Annotated in this window: 15 protein-coding genes; 6 read left to right on the top strand and 9 right to left on the bottom strand. The window is 45.6% G+C overall.

Annotated elements, in window-relative coordinates; all coding sequences use genetic code 11:
* Positions 1-377 precede the first annotated feature (377 nt).
* From FKX85_RS07835 to FKX85_RS07815, 5 genes are all read left to right on the top strand, one after another.
* Positions 378-1,502: a glycoside hydrolase family 88/105 protein gene (locus FKX85_RS07835; protein ID WP_141614205.1), complete on the top strand. Its 1,125-nt coding sequence runs from the start codon at positions 378-380 to the stop codon at positions 1,500-1,502.
* Positions 1,503-1,609: 107 nt separating this feature from the next.
* A complete protein-coding gene (locus FKX85_RS07830; RefSeq protein ID WP_141614204.1) occupies positions 1,610-2,911 on the top strand; it encodes an acetylxylan esterase in 1,302 nt (433 codons plus the stop codon).
* Between the two features lie 38 nt (positions 2,912-2,949).
* Positions 2,950-3,735 carry a polysaccharide deacetylase family protein gene (locus tag FKX85_RS07825; RefSeq protein ID WP_141614203.1) on the top strand — a complete coding sequence of 262 codons (786 nt, stop codon included), beginning with the start codon at positions 2,950-2,952 and terminating at the stop codon, positions 3,733-3,735.
* A gap of 319 nt (positions 3,736-4,054) precedes the next feature.
* Positions 4,055-4,942: a dienelactone hydrolase family protein gene (locus tag FKX85_RS07820; RefSeq protein ID WP_141614202.1), complete on the top strand. Its 888-nt coding sequence runs from the start codon at positions 4,055-4,057 to the stop codon at positions 4,940-4,942.
* 713 nt (positions 4,943-5,655) lie between these two features.
* Positions 5,656-6,888 (top strand): IS4 family transposase, encoded by a 1,233-nt coding sequence (locus tag FKX85_RS07815; protein ID WP_141614201.1) that lies wholly within the window; start codon positions 5,656-5,658, stop codon positions 6,886-6,888.
* 477 nt (positions 6,889-7,365) lie between these two features.
* On the opposite strand, the gene FKX85_RS07810 is transcribed toward FKX85_RS07815, so the two are convergent.
* The 5 genes from FKX85_RS07810 to FKX85_RS07790 all read right to left on the bottom strand — a co-directional run bounded on the left by FKX85_RS07810 (position 7,366) and on the right by FKX85_RS07790 (position 18,379).
* On the bottom strand, positions 7,366-9,255 hold the full coding sequence (locus FKX85_RS07810) for a RagB/SusD family nutrient uptake outer membrane protein (protein ID WP_141614200.1): 1,890 nt from the start codon (positions 9,253-9,255) through the stop codon (positions 7,366-7,368).
* 324 nt (positions 9,256-9,579) lie between these two features.
* A complete protein-coding gene (locus FKX85_RS07805; RefSeq protein ID WP_141614199.1) occupies positions 9,580-11,448 on the bottom strand; it encodes a RagB/SusD family nutrient uptake outer membrane protein in 1,869 nt (622 codons plus the stop codon).
* A gap of 20 nt (positions 11,449-11,468) precedes the next feature.
* Entirely contained in the window at positions 11,469-14,735 is a 3,267-nt protein-coding gene (locus FKX85_RS07800; RefSeq protein WP_141614198.1) for a SusC/RagA family TonB-linked outer membrane protein, read from the bottom strand.
* Between the two features lie 1,013 nt (positions 14,736-15,748).
* Positions 15,749-16,723 carry a glycoside hydrolase family 5 protein gene (locus FKX85_RS07795; protein ID WP_141614197.1) on the bottom strand — a complete coding sequence of 325 codons (975 nt, stop codon included), beginning with the start codon at positions 16,721-16,723 and terminating at the stop codon, positions 15,749-15,751.
* 270 nt (positions 16,724-16,993) lie between these two features.
* Positions 16,994-18,379, bottom strand: coding sequence for a glycoside hydrolase family 88/105 protein (locus tag FKX85_RS07790; RefSeq protein ID WP_229239796.1), 1,386 nt, complete (start codon positions 18,377-18,379; stop codon positions 16,994-16,996).
* 495 nt (positions 18,380-18,874) lie between these two features.
* Here FKX85_RS07790 and FKX85_RS07785 point away from each other — a divergent pair, with 495 nt between their 5' ends.
* On the top strand, positions 18,875-20,377 hold the full coding sequence (locus FKX85_RS07785) for a rhamnogalacturonan acetylesterase (RefSeq protein ID WP_141614196.1): 1,503 nt from the start codon (positions 18,875-18,877) through the stop codon (positions 20,375-20,377).
* A 207-nt stretch (positions 20,378-20,584) separates the two neighbouring features.
* Here the strand turns inward: FKX85_RS07785 and FKX85_RS07780 are convergent, their stop codons facing one another.
* The 4 genes from FKX85_RS07780 to FKX85_RS07765 form a co-directional block, all read right to left on the bottom strand.
* Positions 20,585-21,238: a ClpP family protease gene (locus FKX85_RS07780; protein ID WP_141614195.1), complete on the bottom strand. Its 654-nt coding sequence runs from the start codon at positions 21,236-21,238 to the stop codon at positions 20,585-20,587.
* A 3-nt stretch (positions 21,239-21,241) separates the two neighbouring features.
* Positions 21,242-21,511, bottom strand: a complete 270-nt coding sequence (locus tag FKX85_RS07775) for a hypothetical protein (protein WP_141614194.1) — start codon at positions 21,509-21,511, stop codon at positions 21,242-21,244.
* Positions 21,492-22,031, bottom strand: a complete 540-nt coding sequence (locus tag FKX85_RS07770; protein WP_141614193.1) for an RNA polymerase sigma factor — start codon at positions 22,029-22,031, stop codon at positions 21,492-21,494. The genes FKX85_RS07775 and FKX85_RS07770 overlap by 20 nt, the downstream gene beginning before the upstream one ends.
* Before the next feature lie 170 nt (positions 22,032-22,201).
* Positions 22,202-23,269 (bottom strand): branched-chain amino acid aminotransferase, encoded by a 1,068-nt coding sequence (locus FKX85_RS07765; RefSeq protein WP_141614192.1) that lies wholly within the window; start codon positions 23,267-23,269, stop codon positions 22,202-22,204.
* Positions 23,270-23,365: the final 96 nt, after the last annotated feature.

Below are 23,365 nucleotides of genomic sequence, written 5' to 3'. Positions count from 1 at the left end.
GTCAAAAAGCACCTATGATGTCGTGAGCGACCTTAGGAAGATTCCAGTAATCAATGGCAGTACATATCAGCATACTAAAATCCTTCATCATGGTTATATTTGACCAGTAACATGAGTTTGATTTTAAAAACCGTCACTACGAGCCTGTCTGGAGCCAAACAGGCCTATCTGGAGCCAAGCAGGCCTGTCTGGAGCCAAACAGGGCACTGAGGACGGTTGTGCGGTTGAAAAGGGTGCGCAATGACGGATTGACATCGATTTTATGGTCGAACTCAGGTTAGCAGGAAAGGCCTGCACAAATTTTTGAAGATATCTTTTTGGTACCTTCATTGACGCTTTCACGATTTTCTTAAAATCATAAATCATAATCTAAAAAAATGCAATTCCGACGAATAACCGCCTTGCTTGCCGCCATCATGCTTTTGGCAAGTGTCTCAAAAGCCCAAGAGCTTCCCTCCAAAGAAGAGGTCATGGATCAGATGGTACTTACCAATAAGTACTTTATGGAAAAATGGCCTGATCCGGGCAAAACCGTCATCACCAACAGGGAACGGTCCAGTAATCTCTGGACCCGGGCCGTTTATTATGAAGGACTGATGGCACTTTATACGCTGAAACAGGACCAAGCCTATTATGACTACGCAGTAGAATGGGGAGAATCGCATAGCTGGGACCTGAGAAATGGCACCCAAACACGCCATGCAGATAACCACTGTGCCGGACAAACCTATATCATGCTTTATGAAATGGATCAAAAGCCTGAGCGGATCGAGCATATCCAGGCATCCATCGACGCCATGCTGGATACGTACAAAATCAACGATTGGGACTGGATCGATGCCCTGCAAATGGCCATGCCGGTGTTTGCCCAATTGACCAACCTTACCGGAGACAAGAAGTACTCAGAGCGCATGTACGAAATGTATATGGATACCAAAGTAACCCAAGGACTCTTTAACCCTGCAGATGACCTTTGGTGGAGAGACAGTGATTTTCGTCCTCCCTACAAGGAGCCCAATGGCAATGATTGCTACTGGTCCCGTGGTAATGGCTGGGTAGTGGCCGCCATGGTACGTACCCTGGAATTCTTACCGGCTGATGACCCGCACCGCTTCGAATATGTGCAAATGCTGCAACGTATGCTAAAAGCCGTTTTGACCGTGCAGCGTACAGATGGTTTCTGGAACGTCAGCTTGCATGACCCGACACACTTTGAAGGAAAAGAGACTTCCGGCACCGCCTTATTCCTTTACGGTATGGCCTGGGGTGTAAATAATGGCCTTCTGGAAAAAGAAGTGTACATGCCGGCCATTACCAAAGCTTGGAATGCGATCTCCTCGGAAGCTATCCATGACAACGGTTTTTTGGGCTACCTTCAAGGCACCGGCAAAGAGCCCAAAGACGGCCAACCGGTAACCTACACCAGTAAACCTGATTTCGAAGACTATGGATTGGGATGCTTTCTCCTTGCCGCTACGGAAGTATATAAGTTAGTAGATTAAGCCTTTCTGTATTAATTTTAAACACCATAATTCTGAATGAAAAAGTCACTCTTTGTACGATAAGGGTGACTTTTTTATATTTCCATGACCAACCCAACCAAAAGCCCATGAAAACCGTCCTTTCTATCCTTTTTACCATTTTGGTCATCTTTTCTGCCGCCGCCCAAAACTATCCTTCCCGAAGCAATATTCTCTGGGTCACCGAACCTGATCACAGTGACTGGCTCTATGCCCTCGATGAAGAAGCGGAGGTAGCCATATCACTTTATGAATTTGGCATTCCAGTGGATAATGTCGAAGTACACTATGCAGTGGGTCCTGAAATGCTCGATCCCGACACCGAAGGAAGCATAACCCTGAAAAACGGCAAAGGAAGGGTCTCTATGGGCACTTCCTCTGAGCCAGGTTTTAGGGACTGTTGGCTCACCGTAAAACTTCATGGGCAGACATACAAGCACCATGTGAAGGTAGGGTTTGAGCCGGAGAAATTAACGCCTTACACTTCGTTTCCGGATGACTTTGAAGCCTTTTGGGATAAGGCTAAGGAAGAAGCGACCAGCACTCCCATGGAGGTGGAAAAAGTATTTGTACCGGAATATTCCAACGGTTTAGTGGATTGCTACCTGGTCAAACTTCAGGCGTATAAAAAAGGTCAGCAGGTCTACGGGTACCTGACCATTCCAAAAAAAGAAGGGAAATTCCCGGTCGTCTTTGCCCCACCGGGCGCAGGGATCAAACCCATGGATCCCATGAAGCATTATTTCTATGCAGAAAGCGGTGTGATCCGTTTTGATATGGAAATCCATGGTATCCGCCCGGACCTGGATGCCAAAACCTATAAAGAGATCAGCCGCTCCTTTGGCCATGGCAACAACAGCTATCTGGTCAACGGACTTGACGACAGGGACAGTTATTATATGAAGAAGGTGTACCTTTCTTGTGTGCGGGCACTGGATTTTCTCATCTCACTTCCCAAGTGGGACGGTAAAAACCTGATCGCCCAAGGAGGCAGTCAGGGCGGTGCTTTGGCACTGATCACTGCCGGACTGGATGACCGGATCACCGCATGTGCGGCCAATCATCCCGCCCTCAGCGATATGGCCGGTTACAAAGCAGGAAGAGCTGGTGGATATCCCCATTTGTTCAAGTATTATGAAGGGATGAACACCCCCGAAAAACTCAAAACGCTGGAATATTACGATGTAGTGAATTTTGCCAAATTGATCGATGTGCCCGTATTCATGACCTGGGGCTATAATGACAATGTCTGTCCACCCACGACCAGCTATATCGTGTATAATGCCTTGGATACAGAAAAAGAAGCGTATATCACACCAATCAATGAACATTGGGTATCCGAAAAAACCAGGAGGGTGATCTTGGACTGGATTAAAGCACACTTGAAATAAACATCAGGGCTCTTTGCCTACCTAATACCCATATAACCATGAAAAAAACCTTTCTGTTGCTATTTTGCCTTATCTCATTTACCGGCTATTCCCAAATCCTGAAAAGGCCCATTCCGGACAAATTGGTCGTATTGACCTTTGATGACGCTCCTGCCAGCCACTATTCGGTGGTGGCACCATTACTGAAAGCGTATGGCTTTGGAGCGACATTTTTTGTCTGTGAGTTTCCCCCCAATTTTTCTGACAGCACCAAATACATGAACTGGCGTCAAATCAGGGCATTGGATCAAATGGGCTTTGAAGTGGCGAATCATACCCGTTCCCATGCCCACGTCAATGAACTGAACAGACAACAGACCACCGCACAGCTTGCCTATATTGAGGACAAATGTGATTCATTGGGAATCCCCATTCCCAAAAGCTTTGCCTACCCGGCTTATGACATCAGTAAAACCTGCTTTGAGGTGTTGGAAGAAAAAGGTTATGATTTTGCCCGGGCAGGTGGAAAACGGGCTTACGATCCATTCAAAGACCATCCCTACCTCCTTCCCAGCTGGGCTACCAAAGAAGACAATAAAGACGAAATCATGGCTGCATTGCAGGAAGCAAAAGCGGGTAAAATCGTCATCCTGACCATTCACGGTGTACCCGACATCGAGCACCCGTGGGTAAATACCCCGCCTTCGCTCTTTAGTGGGTACCTGGATTACCTGAAGGACAATCACTATCACGTCATTTCACTCAGTGACTTAGCACAATACATCGACCCCGATGAAGCCAAAAACTCAATTGCCATCGACACGAGCAAACCTTACAAAAATTGATAAGCAGAAAACCAAGAGAAAGATGATACGGAAGATGATAGTATATTCGTCATGAGTATGGGGCTACATTGTATACAACCAATATTGTGACAGGCCGCTGCCCCAATAAAGGAATTACAATATGACCATCAAAGCATCCTTCAAGTAAGGTTCGTATGGTGCCTAACAGGCCTGTTCGGTATAAAACAGAGTAAAACACTGGCAGTCACAACCTTCATAGTCATCAATTCTTTTGACTAAATGGATTTTTACGTAACTTAATCACCACTTTCCAATTTCACTATAAAAAACTTACATCTTCAACCATCCTTCACCCAACATGAAAAAGCTCAGCAAGAAAGATATCAAACAAGAAGTTTTTGATCTTTATGACGCTTATGCCCACAATAAGCTGGAACGTCGTGATTTTTTAGAAAAACTTTCCGTGTACGCGGTCGGAGGAATCACACTCTCTTCATTGACCAGTTTTTTGATGCCCAATTATCTGGACAATATTCAAGTCAAGCAAGATGATCCCGCCGTAAAAACGGAAACCATTACTTATACCTCTCCCCAAGGTGGCGGTAAAATTTCTGCCCAGCTCTCCCGTCCAGTTAATCCCAAGGGAAAACTACCGGGAATAGTCATCGTCCATGAGAACCGTGGGCTTAATCCCTATATTGCTGACGTGGGCAGAAGAGCTGCCAAAGCCGGATTTATCAGCATCGCACCGGACGCACTCACTCCTTTGGGAGGCTATCCGGGCAATGACGATGAGGGTAGGGCCCTGCAGCGACAGCGGGACCGGAATGAGATGCTGGAGGATTTTATCGCGGCATTTGACTATCTCCGTTCAAGTGATGAATGTACCGGAAATATCGGCGTGGTAGGCTTCTGTTTTGGAGGCTGGATATCCAACATGATGGCCGTAAAGGTGCCTGAACTCAAAGCGGCAGTTCCTTTTTATGGCAGCCAGCCTCCGCTGGAGCTGGTATCCCAAATCAATGCCCCATTGATGCTTCACTATGCCGAACTGGATGAACGGATCAATACCGGATGGGAAGGCTATGAAAAGGCCCTCAAGAAAAATAAAAAGGCCTACTCAGCCTACTTTTACCCAAATGCCAACCACGGCTTCCACAATGATACCACTCCACGATACGATGAAGAAGCGGCTAAACTGGCATGGGAAAGGACCATTGATTTCTTTAAGAAAAACCTGATCTGAACATTCTGAATCAACTGCTATTTCTGAAGAATGATTTGGTTTGTCACCACGAAGTCACCAAGCCACTAAGCTCTTTGTAAATAAAGGTACCGATTGCATGCCCCCGATCAATCCTTGTGCCTCCGGGCCTTTGTCGTAAAAAACATTAAAAAAAGCTACTGCGTCTGACTAAATTTCACATACGCTGAAAAAGTAGGTTTAAACGAAAAGAGAAAAAATTTTTCGATTACATAAAACTATCCCGTCCTCTGAAGGGGAAATCAGAAAGTCCCTTTTAGGGGATTTTAACGAATTTCCGTCCAAAGCAAAATCTTTACTCGGACACCAATGAAAAAAAGCAAAAAGCCCCAGGGAAATTCCCGGGGCTTTCAAACGTTCAAAACACTCCCATTTCAAACGTTAAAATAAACCCATTTGTATTAACGCTTACGTTAGCATATTGAAAAGACGCCAGAAAACCGTACGCCCAATCCTTTGGTAAAGGTACTATGGCTTCATGGAAAAAGTGTTCTGTGTTATACTGAAAAGAATACATTTAAGTTCAGGCTTTCCAAAAACCACTGCTGGTACCCATCATCGGTAAGCGTCACTTTTGGGGTACGTTATGTTCAAAAACATTGGTGTCCGGTAAAAAATAAATGAAAGAGGGCCAGTCCATTGCTGAACCAGCCCATTGTGGCTACTTTTGAGTTACGACACAAAAAAGTTAAGCCATGGGCAAAAGTAGTAATTTTAGCGGACAGCCGATATTCAATCAGTTAATAAAGTTCATTGACAAGGGGGAGGTAAGAGAGATAGCCCGCAGGCATAATGCGGAGCGTTATGTGAAGAAGTTCACGACTTATAACCACTTGATAGTAATGCTGTTTGTAGCATTTGAGGGCTATCATTCCATTCGTGAGACACTTGTCGGTTTGTTGGCCAATGCCCATAAATTGGCCCATTTGGGTCTGAACTATGTGGTAAGGCGGAGTACGTTATCAGAAGCCAACAAACGACGTGTGAGCGATGTGTTCGCCGATATATACATGAGTGTGTACCAAAGGCATGGTGACAGTTTAACGGACAGCCGGTTGAAGGATGCTGATATGAAGAGGCTCTATATTATGGATTCTACCACCATTAGTCTGTTCAAGGATATTCTCAAGGGAGTAGGCAGGAACCCGAAAACGGGCAAAAAGAAAGGAGGTATTAAGGCGCACACCATCATCAGGGCGAGTGACCATGTTCCTTATCTTGTCCGTTACAGTGCGGCTGTCCGACATGACCATACCTTCCTGGATGAGGTTTTCAACCTGCCCGGGGGCTCTATCATCACTTTTGATAAGGGATATGTGGATTATGGAAAATATGAGGTCCTGACCGAAAGCGGGATATGGTATGTGACCAGGTTAAAAGACAATGCTGTCTATCAGGCCCGAAAGGAGTTTAATATTCCTGATCAGGCAGATTCCGGAGTACTCAAGGATGAAGAAATCATCTTACGATATGGCAAGAACAAGCAACAGGAGCACCGTTCCAGGAGAATAGCCTATTGGGACAGCAAAAGTGAACGCCTGTTTGAGTTGATTACCAATAATTTTGAGATGGCAGCAGAGAAGATAGCACTCATCTATAAAAGACGCTGGCAGATAGAGCTATTATTCAAACAGCTTAAGCAGAACTTCCCTTTAAAGTACTTCTTGGGCGACAATGAAAATGCCATAGAAATACAGATATGGTCGGCCATGTTGGCCAATCTCCTTTTGACCTTGATCAAAAGCCAGGTCAAAAGGAAATGGGCTTTCTCCAACTTGGTATCCCTGGTCAGACAGCAATTAATGAATTATATCAGCTTGTATAGGTTCCTGGAGGATCCGGAAGGAAGCTGGAGAGCCATCATACAAGAAGATATTTTGAAAAATCAAAACACACTGTTCCCTGAGATGAGGGGGGCTTGCCCCTGACGAAAACCAAATAACCACTTTATAATCAGGAAGTTGAAAATTGAATTTAACTAATATCCGGGTTTACCGGACAACAATGGTTCAAAAACCCTATGTTCCTCATGGCTCCAAATGATAAAAAACTGGCCCCGAAAGAAGCCAGCTTTAGACAAATAGTAACGCCACATTAAACGATCGTCGAGTAAATCCGGGCATCTCAGCCCGAGATTCTCACAGAACCGTACGAGAAGCGCTCGCTTCATACGACTCTTATTATCTTCACGTAAGTAGTTGATTTAGCTCTGATCTACCAGTGAGCGAAGGTGGCAAGGCTGCTTTGGACGAATCCTCCATCTTTCTTCTTGATCTCCTTCAGCCGAATTGCCGGGCATTTAACCCAAGCAGCTTAGAGGCGGTTTGGAGCCTGTACCTGTACACCGAACCCGAGGAGCCTACCCTTATCTTTCGCTCAGCATTAGGCGAAGCTGTTCGCAACACTCAATAACCTGGATTTTGCATAGCTGATTTTTCCTCAGGGGTCAAAGGCACTCCGTCAACTTTCAATTCATCCAGGTAGCTTTGTGGAATAGGTCGAAGCTGGTGGATTTCGGGCACTAAGTTTCTCCGCATGGAGTTTCTGTAAAAACGGTGGACACGTACTTCCAAAGTAGCTGTCCGGGAAAGGTCCACCCAGCGGTGAAACTCACCCATCAATTCCCTGGCGCGCTCATTAAGAATAAAGTGTATGAATCGGTCTTCCACAAAATAAGAACTTCTAGTAGGGTATATTTGCGTGTTGGATTCTGTTGTTTTTGGATTAAATACATCCTCAGTAATAGACATACCTGAAGCTCGTTTATCAAACTCCCTTACCGGCTCTATAAGATACCTGAAACCGTACCGATCTTCTCCTTCTTTATACGCAGCCCTTCGTCTCACCACGTTGATATACTCCACTGCTTTGCCATACTCTCCTTTGCGGCCATAAGCCTCTGCTGCAATCAAGTACGTCTCTGCGAGTCTGGCCAAAATCCCATCTTTGGTTCCTTCCGTATCATCAGGACTAGCTCGCATTGGATCCCTGTATTTGGTCAATGAAATGAACACATCATGGTTCCAGTCAGATTGCCAAATGTCTGCATCAATGTTCATCCATCTAAATAACACCAACGGTGCAAACGAATCTTTATAATCTTGATAAGAAGCCCCCGCATCGGCATAAAAATCCTGTCTGGTCGGAACCATAAAAACAGCAGTATCTCCCAAATCAAATTTCGGTGTCCCCACTAACTCGGGACGTGGTGCATTTTCTTCTCTCCATGTAGGAATTTCTTCGCTTTGTTCATTGGCAATATAAGCGGTCTGAAAGGATTTGTATAGTCTCGTATCTCTTGACCCCCTGAAATTTTCCAGTGCATAGATGGTAGTCCTTATACGACTTTTTGGAAGACCATCTTGGAGGTTCAGGCTCATGCCAGGATATTTGGTATAATCATTCAGGAAATACATATGTGTCTGGTTGCCGGACAATTCGTCACTATCATCAAAATCTGATGCTAAGATAATCTCAGAAAGGCTTTCGTTAGGGCCATTGACGGCGGTGTATTCAAAGAGATCATTAAAATCAGGTGCCAGTGTCCTTCCTGAAAAGTTGATCACTTGCTCCGCATAATAGGCTGCACTGTCCAAATCCGTAACTTCGGTAATCTCAGCGTTTCTTTCACTCGCCCTGAAAAGATATGCCTTGGCCAAAAAATGCTGAGCAGCAGATTTGGTGATTTTATTTGAATGGATCATATCCGGCAACAGGGATTCAGCACGGCGTAAATCATGGATGATGGCACGTAAATTCTCAGCCACCTCTGCTCTGGGAGCAATTACATCATCTCCTGAAACATGCTCCAGCTGCAAGGGCACCCCGCCAAATTGCTCCACCAATTCCAAATAGTTAAACGCCCTTATAAATAGTAGCTCGCCCATATACTTATCTCCAGCAGCAGCATTCTCTGGTTGGTCAAATACCTCAGGGATTTTTGCTATTCCCTTGTTACATTGGTTGATCTGCCGATACATGTTATCCCAAAAAGGCAAAAGAATATTACTTTCAGTAGGATTTAGAGCCTCGGTATATTCGTCAAAAAGACCGTGATTTTCACTAGGATCCCCATACCTGCCAGTATTTCGGAATAAGTCGGTCCCATAAACGTTCAGGGCATAGGACCATTCCCCGATATGGTGAAATCTTAAGTCCTTATAAGCTCCCCGTACGAGAGAGTGGATACCATCAGGAGTGTCATGGCTTCCGCCAGGAGCCGGATCGTCCAAATAATCCTGACAGGAAAACATGCCTCCTGTAACGATTGCCGTAATTAAGGTCAATTTTTTCATACGAATGGATTTTGAGGTTATCGAAATATTAATGGTAAATAAAAAATTCAGATAAAAAGCCCGTAAAACAGTGTGGTTTTAACGATTGGCACCAAAGAACCTTCCCTCCAATATTTTATGGGCATAACCTGTCGGTTAGACAGTTCAAAGAAGGATAATATCAAGTCTAAAAACATTGATTTGTCCCAAAATGTATATAAAAGGAAAAATACAGAGATTCTTATAAACCGCTGATAAATAAAAAGTTGTTTGATTTGAACATAAAAAAACCAGCTCCCCAATGGGAACTGGTTTTTACATGGATAAAATCCATTTTAACTTTTCCTAGTATCCTGGATTCTGCATGGCATCTTTTTCAGCGGCAGTTAATGGCTGGCCATCGATGATCAGCGCATCCAGATAACTCTGGGGGACTGGCCTCAAGATATGTCGATCAGTAATATTAGGAGCCGCTTCTGGATTAAATGCCCTGGCACGCTGGAGCAATGTACCTGTACGGGAAAGGTCCACCCATCGGTGAAATTCACCCAACAACTCCCTGGCTCGCTCATTCAGAATAAAGTGCACAAACATGTCTGCCTTGGATCCTACTCCTTCAGGGTAGATTTCAGTGGCAGCTTCTGGCGTCCCGGGCGTAAACGCCGCTTCTGTCGCGATCATATCTTCCGCAGTACTGCCATTTTCCTCATAAGGCACTTCCTCAGCAAGATGATACACCCTGCCTCTTTCCTCACCTGCCTGATAAGCTGCTCTTTGCCTTACCTCATTGATGTACTGGAGTGCCTGGCCGTAATTCTCCATGCGACCATAAGCCTCAGCCGCAATAAGATACGTCTCAGAAAGTCTGGCCAAAATCCCATCTCGTGTACCTTTGGCATCGTTAAAATTGGTACGGAAAGGATCCAGGTACTTGGAAAGGGACGGATAGGTACTCAAGCCCCAATCCGTGCCGTCTGGCGTATTCCTTACCAGCATCAAAGGCGCGAATGAATCCTTGTATTCATCTGTAAATCGTTGATCGTTGGCTTCATTGATTAAGTAGATAATCGCTGTATCCCCTTGGGCAAATTTTGGTTGTCCTACCAATTCAGGACTTGGTGCATTGGCCGCTGTCCACTCAGGGATGTTCTCGCTGCTCAACGAAGCGATATAAGATGTCTTGATACTCTTATAAAACCTGGAGTCATTGACACGGTCAAAATTGTCCAGTGCAAAATCAGTAGGCTTCAACCGATCAAACTCACGGCCATTTTCCAAATCCCTGGTCATGCCAGGGAAGTTACGGTAAATGGACAGGAAGTACATGTGGGTCTGGTTTCCATATCTGCCCAGCAATGCTTGGTTATCATCAAACTGGGAAGAAAGGATAATCTCCGACAAGCTTTCATTGGGACCATTTACTGCTGTATATTCGAAGATATCCTGATAGTCGGGTGCCAGCGTTCGGCCGGAATTATTGATCACCTCATCGGCAAAGTAAGCTGCGCTGTCCAGGTCATTTGCCTGGGTAATTTCTGCGTTTCGCTCACTGGCCCTGAAAAGGTAGGCCTTGGCCAGGTAATGCTGGGCGGCCGATTGGGTAATCCTCCCTACCTGCGAAGCTGTAGCAGGCAACAGCTGCTCTGCCCTTCTCAGGTCACTGATAATCTGGGCCATGTTTTCTGCCACGGTAGCACGAGGAAAATTGGCTTCGTCGCCTTCTGTAGGTGTCAGCTTCATCGGTACCGCTCCAAATTGCTCCACCAACTTCAGGTAATTAAATCCTCTCAAAAACAACACCTCGCCCATATGGGTATCCCTGATAATCGCTGAGTTGGGATCAGTATATACCTCGGGAATATTCTGGACACCAATATTGCAGACGTTGATCTGTGCGTACATATTGTCCCATAGCGGACGTAAATCCGAGCTCTCTGCGGAGTTGAGCAGGCCGGTGTACGTATTATACATCACGTGGTTTACACCACCACCATTGGTAAATTCATCCGTACCGTAGTTGGTCAATGCATAAGACCACTCGTAGTTATGGTGAAAGCGGAGCCCTTCATAGGCACCATTAACCAATTCTTCAATTCCTTCAGGCGAATTGTACCTCTCCTGGGTCAGGGTAGCGACCATTTCTTCCTGCAGGAAATCCTGACAAGAGAAGAGGCTACCGGCTGCCAGCGCTATGATTAAGATATTCTTTTTCATAATATTCAGGTTTTAGGGGTTTAGAAAGTCATGTTCAGACCAAACACAAAACTCCTTGTGGTAATGCTGGATGCACTTGGATTGGAGCCGCCGATCTGATAGCTGCTGTCCGGATCGATGAAGTCTGTTTTTGAAAACAGGAATGGATTCTGTACTTGTGTGTACAGCTTCAAATTGCTCATACCCCATTTGCCGATAATGTCTTGTGGGAACGTATAACCCAGTGAGATAAAGCGAACTTTCACAAATGATCCATCTTGGTAGTTCATCGCACTGTAATGGATGGGCTGCCCCCCGTTATTGTAATCCGCCCGTGGATAGGCATTGGTAGGATTGGTTGGTGTCCAGTAATCGATGATTCTGGAGGCATATCTTCCGGACATGTCCACCGCACCACCTTGAACCAAATTACCCCATCGTGCATAGACAAATGCCGATAGTTCAAAGTTCTTATAGTTAAAGGTATTGGTGATGCCACCCGTCCATTTGGGCGCAGTCTGGCCAAGGATCACCCTATCATTATTGGGATCTATTCGATTATCACCATTGACGTCTTGTACCCGGATATCGCCTGGCTCGTAATCAGAGCCGTTTTCACTGTATTGCTCTAGCAAATCGGCATCGGATTGTTGCCATACCCCAATTTTATTATAGTCATAAAAAACACTAATGGGCTGACCAATAAACCACTGGTTGCTCACATCATCTACTTTGCCATTTTCCAATTCTACGATTTCGGTCCTGTTACTGGAAAAGGTGAAATCGGTGATCCAACTAAAATCGCTCTTGTCGATGTTGACAGAAGACAAGGTCAGCTCCACCCCTTTGTTTCGGGTCTTACCGGCATTGACGGTGATGTTGCTGTATCCAGTCACGGAGTTTGGCGTCTTCTCCAGCAGGAGATCATAGGTGTCGGCATTATAGTATTCGATACTACCATACAAGCGATCTTTCCACAGCCCAAAGTCCAAACCGAAGTTCCACTGTCTGGTTTTTTCCCAACCCAGGTTCCTGTTGGGAAGGGCTCCCTGCGATGAACCTTTCGGATTACCGGTCACGTAGCCATTGGCAGGATCACTGCCGAAGACATAAGGTACCTGCACCAAACCACCGGCGGTATTGTACGGTGACACGGCCTGGTTCCCCACTGTACCCATGCCTATACGCAGTTTCAATTGGTTTACCCAGTTCACACCTGACATAAAGCCCTCATCGTGGATTTTCCAACCCAAGGAGAAAGAAGGGAAGAAATCCCATTTGTTTCCTTCACTCAATACAGAAGCTCCATCCGAACGCCCTGTCAAAGTCAACAGGTACTTATCTTTGAAGGAATAGTTAAACCTCGCCATATAAGACATCAGGGTATATTGTGAAAAGCCAGATCCCCAGCCGTCCAGTGATCCCCGGTTAGTAGAACCGAGATTGTACCACAACTGGCTGTCATAAGGAAGGTCTGAAGCGGTCATGTCAGAATTTTCACTTTTCCAATAAGAGGAGCTCTGTAAGAAAGTGGCATTCAAGGTATGATCACCAAAAGTTTTGTCATAGTAAACCAAGTTTTCCCATGTCCAGGAAAAAGCCTGGCTTTGGCTCAATCTTGCATAATTGGTCGATGAAGCGGATCCCCCTCCACGCAAACTGGACTGAGCCGCTTGGAACTGACCATTTCGATAGTTTCTGATATCAGGGCCAAAGATGGTTTTTATCCGTAAGCCCTCGGCCAATTTGGCCTCCGCAAAGAAGCTACCGAATGCTCGCAACGTTGTCCGCTCGTTGATCACATACTCACCATCCTGAATGGGATTGACGATGTTCGGATCCCCTCCCGGGTTAAATATATAGTTGCCATTGGCATCATACGGTTTGGCGTAAGGCAATTGACCCAGTGCTGCTTCAAAAATCGTACGACTACCTCTGGAGCCCCCAGCTGAATAACCGTAATTCTGGATGCTGTAACTGGCATTGATAGAGCCTCCCAGCTTCAACCAATCCACTGCCTGAATTTCAAGGTTTACCAATGCATTGTACCGCTTGTAATCTTGACCGACGTTGGTACCGGTCTGATCTAGGTAGCCACCAGAGATAAATGCCTTGGTTTTTTCATTTCCCCAGTTGGAGCTAAGGTTATAATTCTGGGTAATCCCCGTCTGCTCCACGTAATCCGTCCAGTCAGTCGTCTGTAGTCTGCTGGGATCATAGACAGGGACCTCCGAAACGCCCCACATTTCCTGCTCAGCAGCAGTAGTAGGACGCATGGCAGGAATTAGGTTTTCCCTGTCCACCCAATCATAGCCATTCGCGATATTGTTCCACGCTGTGGCATCGGCCCCAAAAAAGTCAAAATCATCTTCTGGATTGGGATAGGCTGTACTGTAACCTCCTGCGCCACGGGCTGCATCTCGTCTGTAATCAGCATAACCGGGAGCATCATAATAGTCGGCCAGATTTCTTAAATTCTGCACCATCATGGACGCATCAAAATTAATCTGTGCACGGCCGTCCTTACCTTTTTTGGTGGTAATCAACACCACCCCATTGGCAGCTCTCGATCCATAAATAGCCGAAGCGGAGGCATCTTTCAGCACCTCGATGGACTCGATGTCATTGGGATTGAGCATTTCAATCCCCCCAGACTGCAACGGCACTCCATCCAATACATACAACGGATCATTGCCACCAGCAATGGAGCGGCTACCTCTAATCCTAATGGCGCCTACTTCCCCTGGACGGGCGTTACTGGCGATGTCCACACCTGCCGCACGCCCCTGGATCCCTTGAAGGGCATTTTGGATCGGCGTCGCTTTCAGTTCTTCTGAAGACACCTGTGAAATAGCCCCGGTAATGTCACTCTTCTTTTGGGTACCATACCCCACCACGACCACTTCGCCGAGTTGCTGAAGGTCTTCTTCCAAGGCGATGTCGATCGCTGTACGAGAACCCACCGTGATCTCTTGTTTTACATAACCGATGGAGCTCACAACCAACACTGTCTCATCACTTGGAACATCTAATGTAAACTTACCGTCCAAGTCTGTCACTGTACCGGAACCAGTACCTTTGATCAGGATATTGACTCCAGGCAGGGTTTCTCCAGTAGCCGCAGCGGTTACTGTGCCCGTGATGGTCTTATCCATCTGATCAACGCTCATCTCCAGGCTTCTTGAAGCACTGGAAGCCTGGGCATGGGACGACCATGCTCCACTCACTCCCACAGCTCCAAAAGCCATTGCCATCAACGCCCACTTTTTGGTGTTGATGCGGTTTTTTGGGGTTTGCTTTTTTCTCATTGTATGTTTATTGATTAAAAACGTTTCTAACTCCACAGGAAATGGACACTTCCTGCGCATGTGAATGTTAAATCACCATTCAGCCCGTTTTGGGCAAGTTGAAGACGAATGTACCCTTGGCTAAAAAAATCCTTGTGCTGTACTATACTGGTAAAAAATACGCTATAAAACGCAACAAAAAATATAAAATCAGTAAATCATACCGAACCTAAAATCTTATTCTACTATTAAACCAAAAACCCAAAACATCACAGCCCGTTTCTGAAAATACCATTATGGAGCTCTCGGCCAACTGTTATGAAGTGTCCTGCATACACCTATAAACTGGGAACTTTTAAGGGGGCCACTATGAATCCTGTTAATAATTGGACGTTAAGCGGATCAAGCGGAAAAGTTTGGGGAGAATGATATTTTGGTCCACTAATTACACTAATTATTACGGGTTTTTCGGCTTTAAATACTCCCAAAATATAGTAAATGGGTACTTTCAAGAGCCTTCTTGGAATACTTTCCTTCGTGTCAATCCCCCGATGAACGGGGCATGCAGTGAAACCCGTGGACAGTTTAAATTGGTCCCCAGATAAACCCCAAACGTTCATGCCTACGGAATGGCCCGTCATAGGTGGACAAGCCTGGTAACCAAAACCATCATATTGCCGCTGGCCATGTGCTGTAGGTACAAAACCCATTTTGGAACAATGCACAATTTGCATAAATCAGGTTTTAGCAAAAATGTATGGCTCCTATTAAAATCCCTTTGGAATAAACCCTTATTTCTCCACTACAACTCCTCTATTATAAATCAAAAACCTCCTGTCCGGACTTCCGGACAGGAGGTATGTTTAATCAGGGGTTTATGTAATAGGTTTGACTGTGCGAATTTCAATGATTTACTGAAAAAATCACTTCATATATTCATGAACCAAATTCCTAAAATCAGAAGCAATTTAAAGATGAATGTTTAAAATGTAAAATTAACACTTAATAATATTGGATTTAGTTGACTTGCGTTTCTATTTATCACTCTCATGAAGATATTTTTTGGTAAGTACCGCCCATTCTTTTAAGTCAGCTTCCTGCCAATTGCCACCAGATGAAGCTGATGGCTCCAGCATGGAGCAGGTTTCATCTTTGTCTGAAACAGACCAGGTAAGCCAACTTAGGCCATTCTTCTCCATCCAAGTGTGCCAAGCCTTCCAAGATTCCATATCAATTGCACCATTCCCAGAAGCTTCCATTGATGCACACTCTGATATAAAAAGGGGAAGCCCCTTCTCTAGTGCATAATCTGCACGGTCTCTTAAAAAGCTCTTGTGCGTGGCCGCATAAAAATGTAGGGTATACATCAGATTGTCCACTCCCTCAATGGGGTCATCAGCAGCCAAGTGTACGTCCTGATCCCAGTGAGGAGAGCCCACCAAAATCAAGTTATCGGGATCAATCTCCCTGATCACTTTGATCACTTCCTCACTGTATGTTTTTACCTCTTCCCAAGTATCTGATGCTGGTTCGTTGTAAATCTCATAGATTACATTAGGATGCTCGCCGTACTTTTTTGCCATTTTTCTGAAAAATACTTTGGCTTCATCCAAATGGATATGGTGGCTATGCCAGTCGATGATCACATAAATCCCCGATTCGATGGCCCCTTCTACTACTGCTTCTACTTTTTCGATAGCCCAATCGGGATTATCCAAATAGGCTCCCTCTGGCTCCACTCCCATAGCCGCCCTGACCACATTTGCATTCCAATCCTCCTTGAGCCATTTTACCGCGCTGGCATTATAAAATCGCGGCCACCAATTATGCCACCCAAAACTCACACCACGTAGCATGATGGGCTCTCCTTGTTCATCTACCAGTTGTGTACCATCCACTGAAAGTGAGCTGATTTTATCCTTCTTAGTGGGCTCAGAAGCGGGACTGCCATTTGAACTGGAATTGCAGCCTAAAAGCAATAACAGCAGTATGGAAAATAACTTGTTCATAGGAAATGGGTTTATTGGTTTGATCGTAATTTGAAGGTACGAATGATCCTTCTCACTAATGGTAAGGAAATGATTGCAACATGGGGTGTATTTGATAACTAAATAAAAATTACCTGATAACAATCAAGAGAATAAAAATGAGTACTTCCTGAAAAATCACTTAAAAAGAAAAAAAGAGGTCTATCACTTCTTTCTCCACAAATCCCCGCTATACCAAAACCCCGCTTAGGTGACGGGGCTTTGGTTACAGTTAGTTATTAGTATGTTGGATTAGCCTTTTGAAGACTCATCGAGCAACTGGACTGAGCTATCATTGATTTCAAAGTCATGCATTTGAAGCATTCTGATGACTTCAGCCCCCGCAGCGATGACAGGGCCATAACCATGGGCCGCATACGGATTGATCGGACGGTGGTAATAAAATGCCGGGTCAAAACCCATTCCAGTACCCACGCAAGTACCTTCTACCTGGCCCTTGTCATTCACTTTGGTACTCACGGCATTCCAAGCCAATAAGGTCATCGGCGCATACGCCTGATCATCCACCCAGCCTTGGTTTACGGCCCTTGCTATGCAGTAGGTATAAATCGCCGTTGCGGAAGTTTCCAGATAGGAATCATCCTTGTCGAGCAATTGATGCCAAAAACCTGACCCAGACTGTAATTTGGCCAATCCCTTGATGTGCTTCTGTAAGAGATCCAAAACAAACGGTCTACCTGGATGATCTTCAGGCAAGGCATTAAGCACCTCTACTTTGGTCAGGATCGCCCAACCATTCGCACGTCCCCAGTGGAATTGTGGATGTTCTTCCATTCCCTGCACCCAACCGTGCATATAAAGGCCCTTCTCTTCATTGAACATCCGTCCAGAAAACAGCTTGATCTGACGAACTGCCTCGTCGAAATACTTTTGCTCTCCGGTCAGTTTACCCATTTGTACAATCGCCGGCACACTCATATAAAGGTCGTCAAGCCAAAGCGTATTTTTCAACGGCCGGTTTCTGGCCAAGGTCCCATCTTCCAAGCGGAACTGGCCATTCATGATATAGTTCATAAAATTGTCCACCACAGGACGCACGTCAGTATCTACTCCCGTCATGGAGGTTTTGATAAAGGAAGCACAAAGCGCTCCAGCGTCATCCAAGGCGCCCGGGTACAATACCGAATGCAAGGCATGATCCTTTCCTTCCACCTGTTTGAAATGTGGATAAAGGTCGGCAATGAATTTCACTCTTTTCTTGGTATAATCCGTGTAACGCTCATCTCCTGTAACTTCCCCTGCCAGCAGCATCGAAGAATAGGTTACACCCCATTCATAGCTCAACAACCTGAAATCCCCTTGCTTCAAAACACTATTTCCATCCACTTTGCTAAAATCAGCTATAGCCGACCCGTTTTCCCCAGTCAAGATTTCCGTAGGAGTAGTCGAATCGAGGTATTCATATACCCGGTCGATCACCGCTTTCACTTCCTTTTCTTCCGGGAAGCCATAAGGCACAGGATAATCAGGCTGCAAAAGATGCAATGGCGTGTTGGTATCGGTAAGCACTTCCTTGGGCTCAGTGCTGGCTTTGTCTTGCTCGGTTTGAGGAGAACAGGCTATGGCGAGGCCCAATGCCCCGATCATTCCTGGCTTGAGTATTTGTCGAACGTTCATAAATTATTTGGTAAAATTTGGGTCTTTTTTAAAATGACTGATGTTAAAAATATAAAATTAAGCATTACCAAAAAATTTCTGTGCTGTACTGTAGGGGAATATGGCTATGCAAACCTTTGCCAAAGGAGTGATTTGGTTTCCACTATTCCCTGTCCACGGCTTTCTGCCAGTTTAGCGGACTATTTGCTCCAATGTGTATGTACCTACGGTATATTGGAACCGGAATCCATTTTTGCTGTTGTTACCAAGCTTGTCCACCTACGGCGGACTAAAAGAGGCACTTCTGTCTATTAGTTATAGGGCATTTCATCCGACCGGATATCCAGCATCCGACAGCGGGCACCATGCTTCTTCTGATTCCGCTTCATACTTTTTGCATCATACTTCCACTCCCCCATACTACAGTACAGGATTTTAGGGGCAATTATGTAGATTTATCTTTTGGCGGTATCGATCAGCCAATATTACCAACCCAAATCAAAGGATATTTAAACCATGAAAAACGTAAAATATGGACTCTCAGCAGTCATTGCACTGATCACCATGCTGCTGGCCTTTACGCCAAAAGAAGAAAAGCACACCCTGTACATCATCGGAGACAGCACGGTCCGCAATAGCCGAGGAGATGGTGGCCCAGGACAGTGGGGCTGGGGAACCTTTATCGATGATTTCTTTGATAGCAGCAAACTGGAAGTAAGCAACCAGGCCATGGCCGGCAGGAGCACGCGGACATTTGTCAAGGAAGGCCGATGGCAGCGGGTATTGGATGAACTGAAGCCCGGTGATTTTGTCATGATGCAGTTTGGCCACAATGAAGGCAGCAAGCCCGATACGACAAGGGCCGGCTACAGGGGAGTACTTCGTGGCACTGGTGATGAAACCGTCCAACTCACATGGCCTGACGGTACGGAAGAAACCGTACATACCTATGGCTGGTACCTGAAAAAGTTTGTTGCTGAAGCCAAAGCTAAAGGAGCCACACCTATCATCTGCTCGATGATTCCCAGAAATAAATTCCAAGACGGAGAAGTGGAACGTGCCAACCAAGATTATGGCAAGTGGGCAAAAGAAATTGCCCGTAAAACAGGCGCGCATTTCGTGGACCTCAACAGCCTCGTCGCTGATCAGTATGACGAGTGGGGTCCCAATGTCGTTCCATCACTTTTCGAAAAAGACCATACCCATACCAATGAAGCAGGTGCGCGCATCAATGCCTGGTCAGCCGTCCAAGGCATCAAATCACTGGAAGATTGCGAACTAAAAGCCTATCTCTCCAAAGACAAGCCGACCCTGTATCTTATCGGTGACTCCACTGTCAAAAACGGCCAAGGCGATGGCGCCGGAGGACTTTGGGGCTGGGGCGATTACATGGCTCCTTACTTTGACCTTGGTAAGATCAAAGTCCAAAACCATGCCCTCGGAGGTACCAGCAGCCGTACCTACCAAACCTATGGCCTGTGGGAAAACGTCCGGAAGCAACTGGAACCCGGTGATTATGTCATCATGCAGTTTGGCCACAACGACAGCAGTCCGCTGGATGACAGCCATCGCGCAAGGGGCACCATCCGTAGTGCCGGTACAGAAGCAGAAGAAATCTATAACCCCATCACCGAGAAGTACGAAACCGTATACAGCTATGGCCAGTACCTCAAGCAAATGGTCACTGCCACCAAAGCAGCAGGTGCTACACCAATCGTCTGTTCGCTAATCCCAAGAAATAACTGGAAAGAAGGCAAGGTAAACCGTGCCAATGACAGTTATGGTCTATGGGCAAAGCAGGCCGCAGAAGCCAGAAAAGCTTATTTTATCGACCTGAACAGTATCATTGCAGATGGCTATGACGCACTGGGAGAAGACCATGTCAAGGCCAATTTCTTCAACGACACCGACCACACCCACACCATACAGAAAGGCGCCGAGTACAACGCCAAAGCCGTGGTCAAGGGCATCAAAGAACTGGAAAACTGTGACTTGAAAGGATATTTATTGGAAGATTAGAACATTGAAATATTGGAAGATTTTAAAAAGTCGAAGGATTAATTTCTTTGGCTTTTTTTGTATACAAGGCATTTTCTCGCAGAGTCGATAAAGAATTTCGGGAGTTCAACTTAAAATAAGCGACAGATGCACAAATTAAAAAGGCTACTCAAATATGATCTAATGCTTCCGACTGAGCCCACAACTCCCAAAAGAACATTTCCTCTATCAATCCCCATAAAACTTCACCCCAAAAGGCATGTCTTTTAATTGGACAATATCTGTCGTATTGCCCAGCACCTCATCCACCAAGCCATATTCCTTAGCTTCCGGTGCACTCATATAACGGTCCCGGAGAAAAAGCTCTTCGATTTCCCGCCAGCTGTGACCGGTGTTATTGCCAATGATATGAAAGAGCTGGACCTGCAGCCGCTCTTGCTCCCTAGTGGCTATCCTGACATCCTCCGTATAACCTTTGGATCCTCCGCTGGTGGGGTGCATATGGACGGTCGCATGGGAAAGCGCCTGACGTTTGCCCTTGGCTCCACTCGTAAGCAAAGCCGTCGCCATACTACCTGTAAATCCCACTGCCAGCGTGATCACCGGTGCAGAAATCATCTGTATAGTATCATAAATCGCCATCCCCGCATAGACGCTACCACCAGGACTCTGGATATACAGACTAATTGGCTTTTTGGTGTCCTGACTGTTCAAGAAAAGTAGCTGGGCCACCACCAAATTGGCCACTTGGTCATTGATGGCACTGCCTAGAAAAATGATTCGCTCCTTGAGCAATAAACTATAGATATCATAAGCCCTTCCATTATAATCGTTCTGGTCGATCACCATGGGGACGACCTGTGAAGCATTTGCTGAAATCATCCGTTATCTTTTAAAGAGGTTAACAATCCTTTTTCTAAAACCTTGGTGTCTGGGTGTGTCGAAAAGCTCAAACTCGACTTTTCGTATTTCCTCCCTTAACTTCTCCCTTCCGTAGTCACGCACCAGCTGATAAGCTGATTTTTGACACCGAATCTTCTGAGTCATGGAAGTATCCAATTGCACCTTAGCTTCCACTAGGAGCCGCTCTTCCGGAGAGGGCACTCCCATGATAAAATTTTCCAGTTCTTTGATTTCACGTAGCGAAGTCCTCATAGGTCAATGATTTTTCTTTTACTTGATCCCTTACTTTTTCCAGGCATTTAAATTTCTGAACCGTCGCAGATCTCTTGGTTCGATATCCGTAACGCTGGGCAAGTTCATCCATTGAAAGCCGATCGTAATAAAATGCCTTTAACATATCCATGCATTTTTCACCTGCCGATTTAAGAAAGCTCATAAGTTGCAGGCGCTCATCTGTATTGACCTGTTCAAAGTCCGCTACCTGCGACAACGCTATTTCATCTTTTCCAAGTGCTAAAGTTGAGGCTTCACGAAAACGCTTGTACCAATGATGCCTGGCTACACCAAAGAGATATCCCCCATCCTCGTGCACCTTTTTTCCTGCTACCAACTGTTCGTAATAGATCATCAGACTGTCCTGAAAGACATCCTTTGCATCCTCCATCGAACCTCCCCTCTTACTCACATAGCGGGCGACATCTGGAAATGACTCATAATACATCTTCAGGAAAAATTCCTCCCTGCCTTTGCTGGTCTTCAATAACTTCTTCATACTCAATTGCCATGGTGTACATTGTCATGTGTCACAATCTAACCAAATATCACCTAAGCAGGCACATTTATTTTTGTGGATTCAAAAAAATAAATGGTCTAAGTCTGGTGACTTAGACCCAAACTCCCAAAAGTATTTGGACTTTTATCCATCTCTTTCAGAAATAACCATTACTTCGCCAACGCTTTCTCCAGTATCGAATTCCAGGCATAAGGATCTTTTTCTTTCCCTAAGCGGATAGCGGTCAGTTTCTCCTTTAACTGAAACATCCGGGCATCGTCTGCCACATAAGGCAGGTAGTCCTTTCCTTCCAAATGGATAAGCTCCAAAGGGGCCACCACGGCGGCCGTTCCTCCTCCAAAAGCCTCCACTTTCTTTCCTGATTCAAAAGCTTCTTGCAGCTCACTTAAGCTGATCGACCTTTCTTCCACTTGCCAGCCCAAATCCCTCGCGATTTGCAATAAGGAATCCCTCGTCACACCTGCCAAAATCGTTTCTCCTGCCGGTGGCGTCAACAACACTCCATCAATGATAAACATCAAGTTCATCGTCCCTGATTCTTCCACATATTCATGGTCACGGCTGTCGGTCCAGATCACCTGATCAAACCCCTCTTGTTGTGCTAACTTTGCCGGGTAATATGCCGCCCCATAATTCCCGCCATTTTTGGCTGCTCCTACACCTCCTGAGGCGGCGCGGGTATAGTGCTTTTCCACTTTTACCTTCAGTGGCTTCGAGTAATAGGCGGCCATCGGCGTACATACCACCACAAACAAATAATCTGTGGAGATGCTGACACCCAATCGCTCCTCTGTCGCAATCACAAAAGGGCGAATATAAAGTGAATTTCCTTCACCTCCCCTGATCCAATCTTGCTCCACCTCAACCAACTCCTTGATTCCATTCTCAAAAAGCTCCTTGGGCAATTCTGGCATGGCCATCCTACCCAGGGACTGGTTTATCCTCTCGTAGTGGCGGTCAAGACGGAACACACTGATCGTATCATCACTTTGCCGATATGCTTTTAGGCCTTCAAAGACCGTCTGCCCATAGTGCAGGCACATCGCCAATGGAGACAAGGTCAGTTTTACATACGGATGAATGGCGGCTGAATGCCATTTTCCATCACTGTACTTGGCAACCAGCATATGATCGGTGGCTTCCACACCAAACTGAAACTGGTCAAAATTAAACTGTTCGATTGAACATTGGGATTTTAGCTGTTTTTTGATTTCCATACCCGCCTTATTTCAGGTTATTATATTGATTTTTCTCAAAATTAAAGAACCTAAACCAACCATTACAGTTACAGTTTTTGTAATTTTGACCATAAC

The organism is Echinicola soli (genome assembly GCF_006575665.1).
Classification (GTDB): Bacteria; Bacteroidota; Bacteroidia; order Cytophagales; family Cyclobacteriaceae; genus Echinicola; species Echinicola soli.
Note: the sequence above shows the minus strand (reverse complement) of the source record. Positions and strands in the feature narration are given on the sequence as shown.

Excerpts from the sequence above, each read along its gene's own strand:
- FKX85_RS07835 (WP_141614205.1), top strand. The coding sequence starts at position 378 with ATGCAATTCCGACGAATAACCGCCTTGCTTGCCGCCATCATGCTTTTG.
- FKX85_RS07830 (WP_141614204.1), top strand. The coding sequence starts at position 1,610 with ATGAAAACCGTCCTTTCTATCCTTTTTACCATTTTGGTCATCTTTTCT.
- FKX85_RS07825 (WP_141614203.1), top strand. The coding sequence starts at position 2,950 with ATGAAAAAAACCTTTCTGTTGCTATTTTGCCTTATCTCATTTACCGGC.
- FKX85_RS07820 (WP_141614202.1), top strand. The coding sequence starts at position 4,055 with ATGAAAAAGCTCAGCAAGAAAGATATCAAACAAGAAGTTTTTGATCTT.
- FKX85_RS07815 (WP_141614201.1), top strand. The coding sequence starts at position 5,656 with ATGGGCAAAAGTAGTAATTTTAGCGGACAGCCGATATTCAATCAGTTA.
- FKX85_RS07810 (WP_141614200.1), bottom strand. The coding sequence starts at position 9,255 with ATGAAAAAATTGACCTTAATTACGGCAATCGTTACAGGAGGCATGTTT.
- FKX85_RS07805 (WP_141614199.1), bottom strand. The coding sequence starts at position 11,448 with ATGAAAAAGAATATCTTAATCATAGCGCTGGCAGCCGGTAGCCTCTTC.
- FKX85_RS07800 (WP_141614198.1), bottom strand. The coding sequence starts at position 14,735 with ATGAGAAAAAAGCAAACCCCAAAAAACCGCATCAACACCAAAAAGTGG.
- FKX85_RS07795 (WP_141614197.1), bottom strand. The coding sequence starts at position 16,723 with ATGAACAAGTTATTTTCCATACTGCTGTTATTGCTTTTAGGCTGCAAT.
- FKX85_RS07790 (WP_229239796.1), bottom strand. The coding sequence starts at position 18,379 with ATGAACGTTCGACAAATACTCAAGCCAGGAATGATCGGGGCATTGGGC.
- FKX85_RS07785 (WP_141614196.1), top strand. The coding sequence starts at position 18,875 with ATGAAAAACGTAAAATATGGACTCTCAGCAGTCATTGCACTGATCACC.
- FKX85_RS07780 (WP_141614195.1), bottom strand. The coding sequence starts at position 21,238 with ATGATTTCAGCAAATGCTTCACAGGTCGTCCCCATGGTGATCGACCAG.
- FKX85_RS07775 (WP_141614194.1), bottom strand. The coding sequence starts at position 21,511 with ATGAGGACTTCGCTACGTGAAATCAAAGAACTGGAAAATTTTATCATG.
- FKX85_RS07770 (WP_141614193.1), bottom strand. The coding sequence starts at position 22,031 with ATGAAGAAGTTATTGAAGACCAGCAAAGGCAGGGAGGAATTTTTCCTG.
- FKX85_RS07765 (WP_141614192.1), bottom strand. The coding sequence starts at position 23,269 with ATGGAAATCAAAAAACAGCTAAAATCCCAATGTTCAATCGAACAGTTT.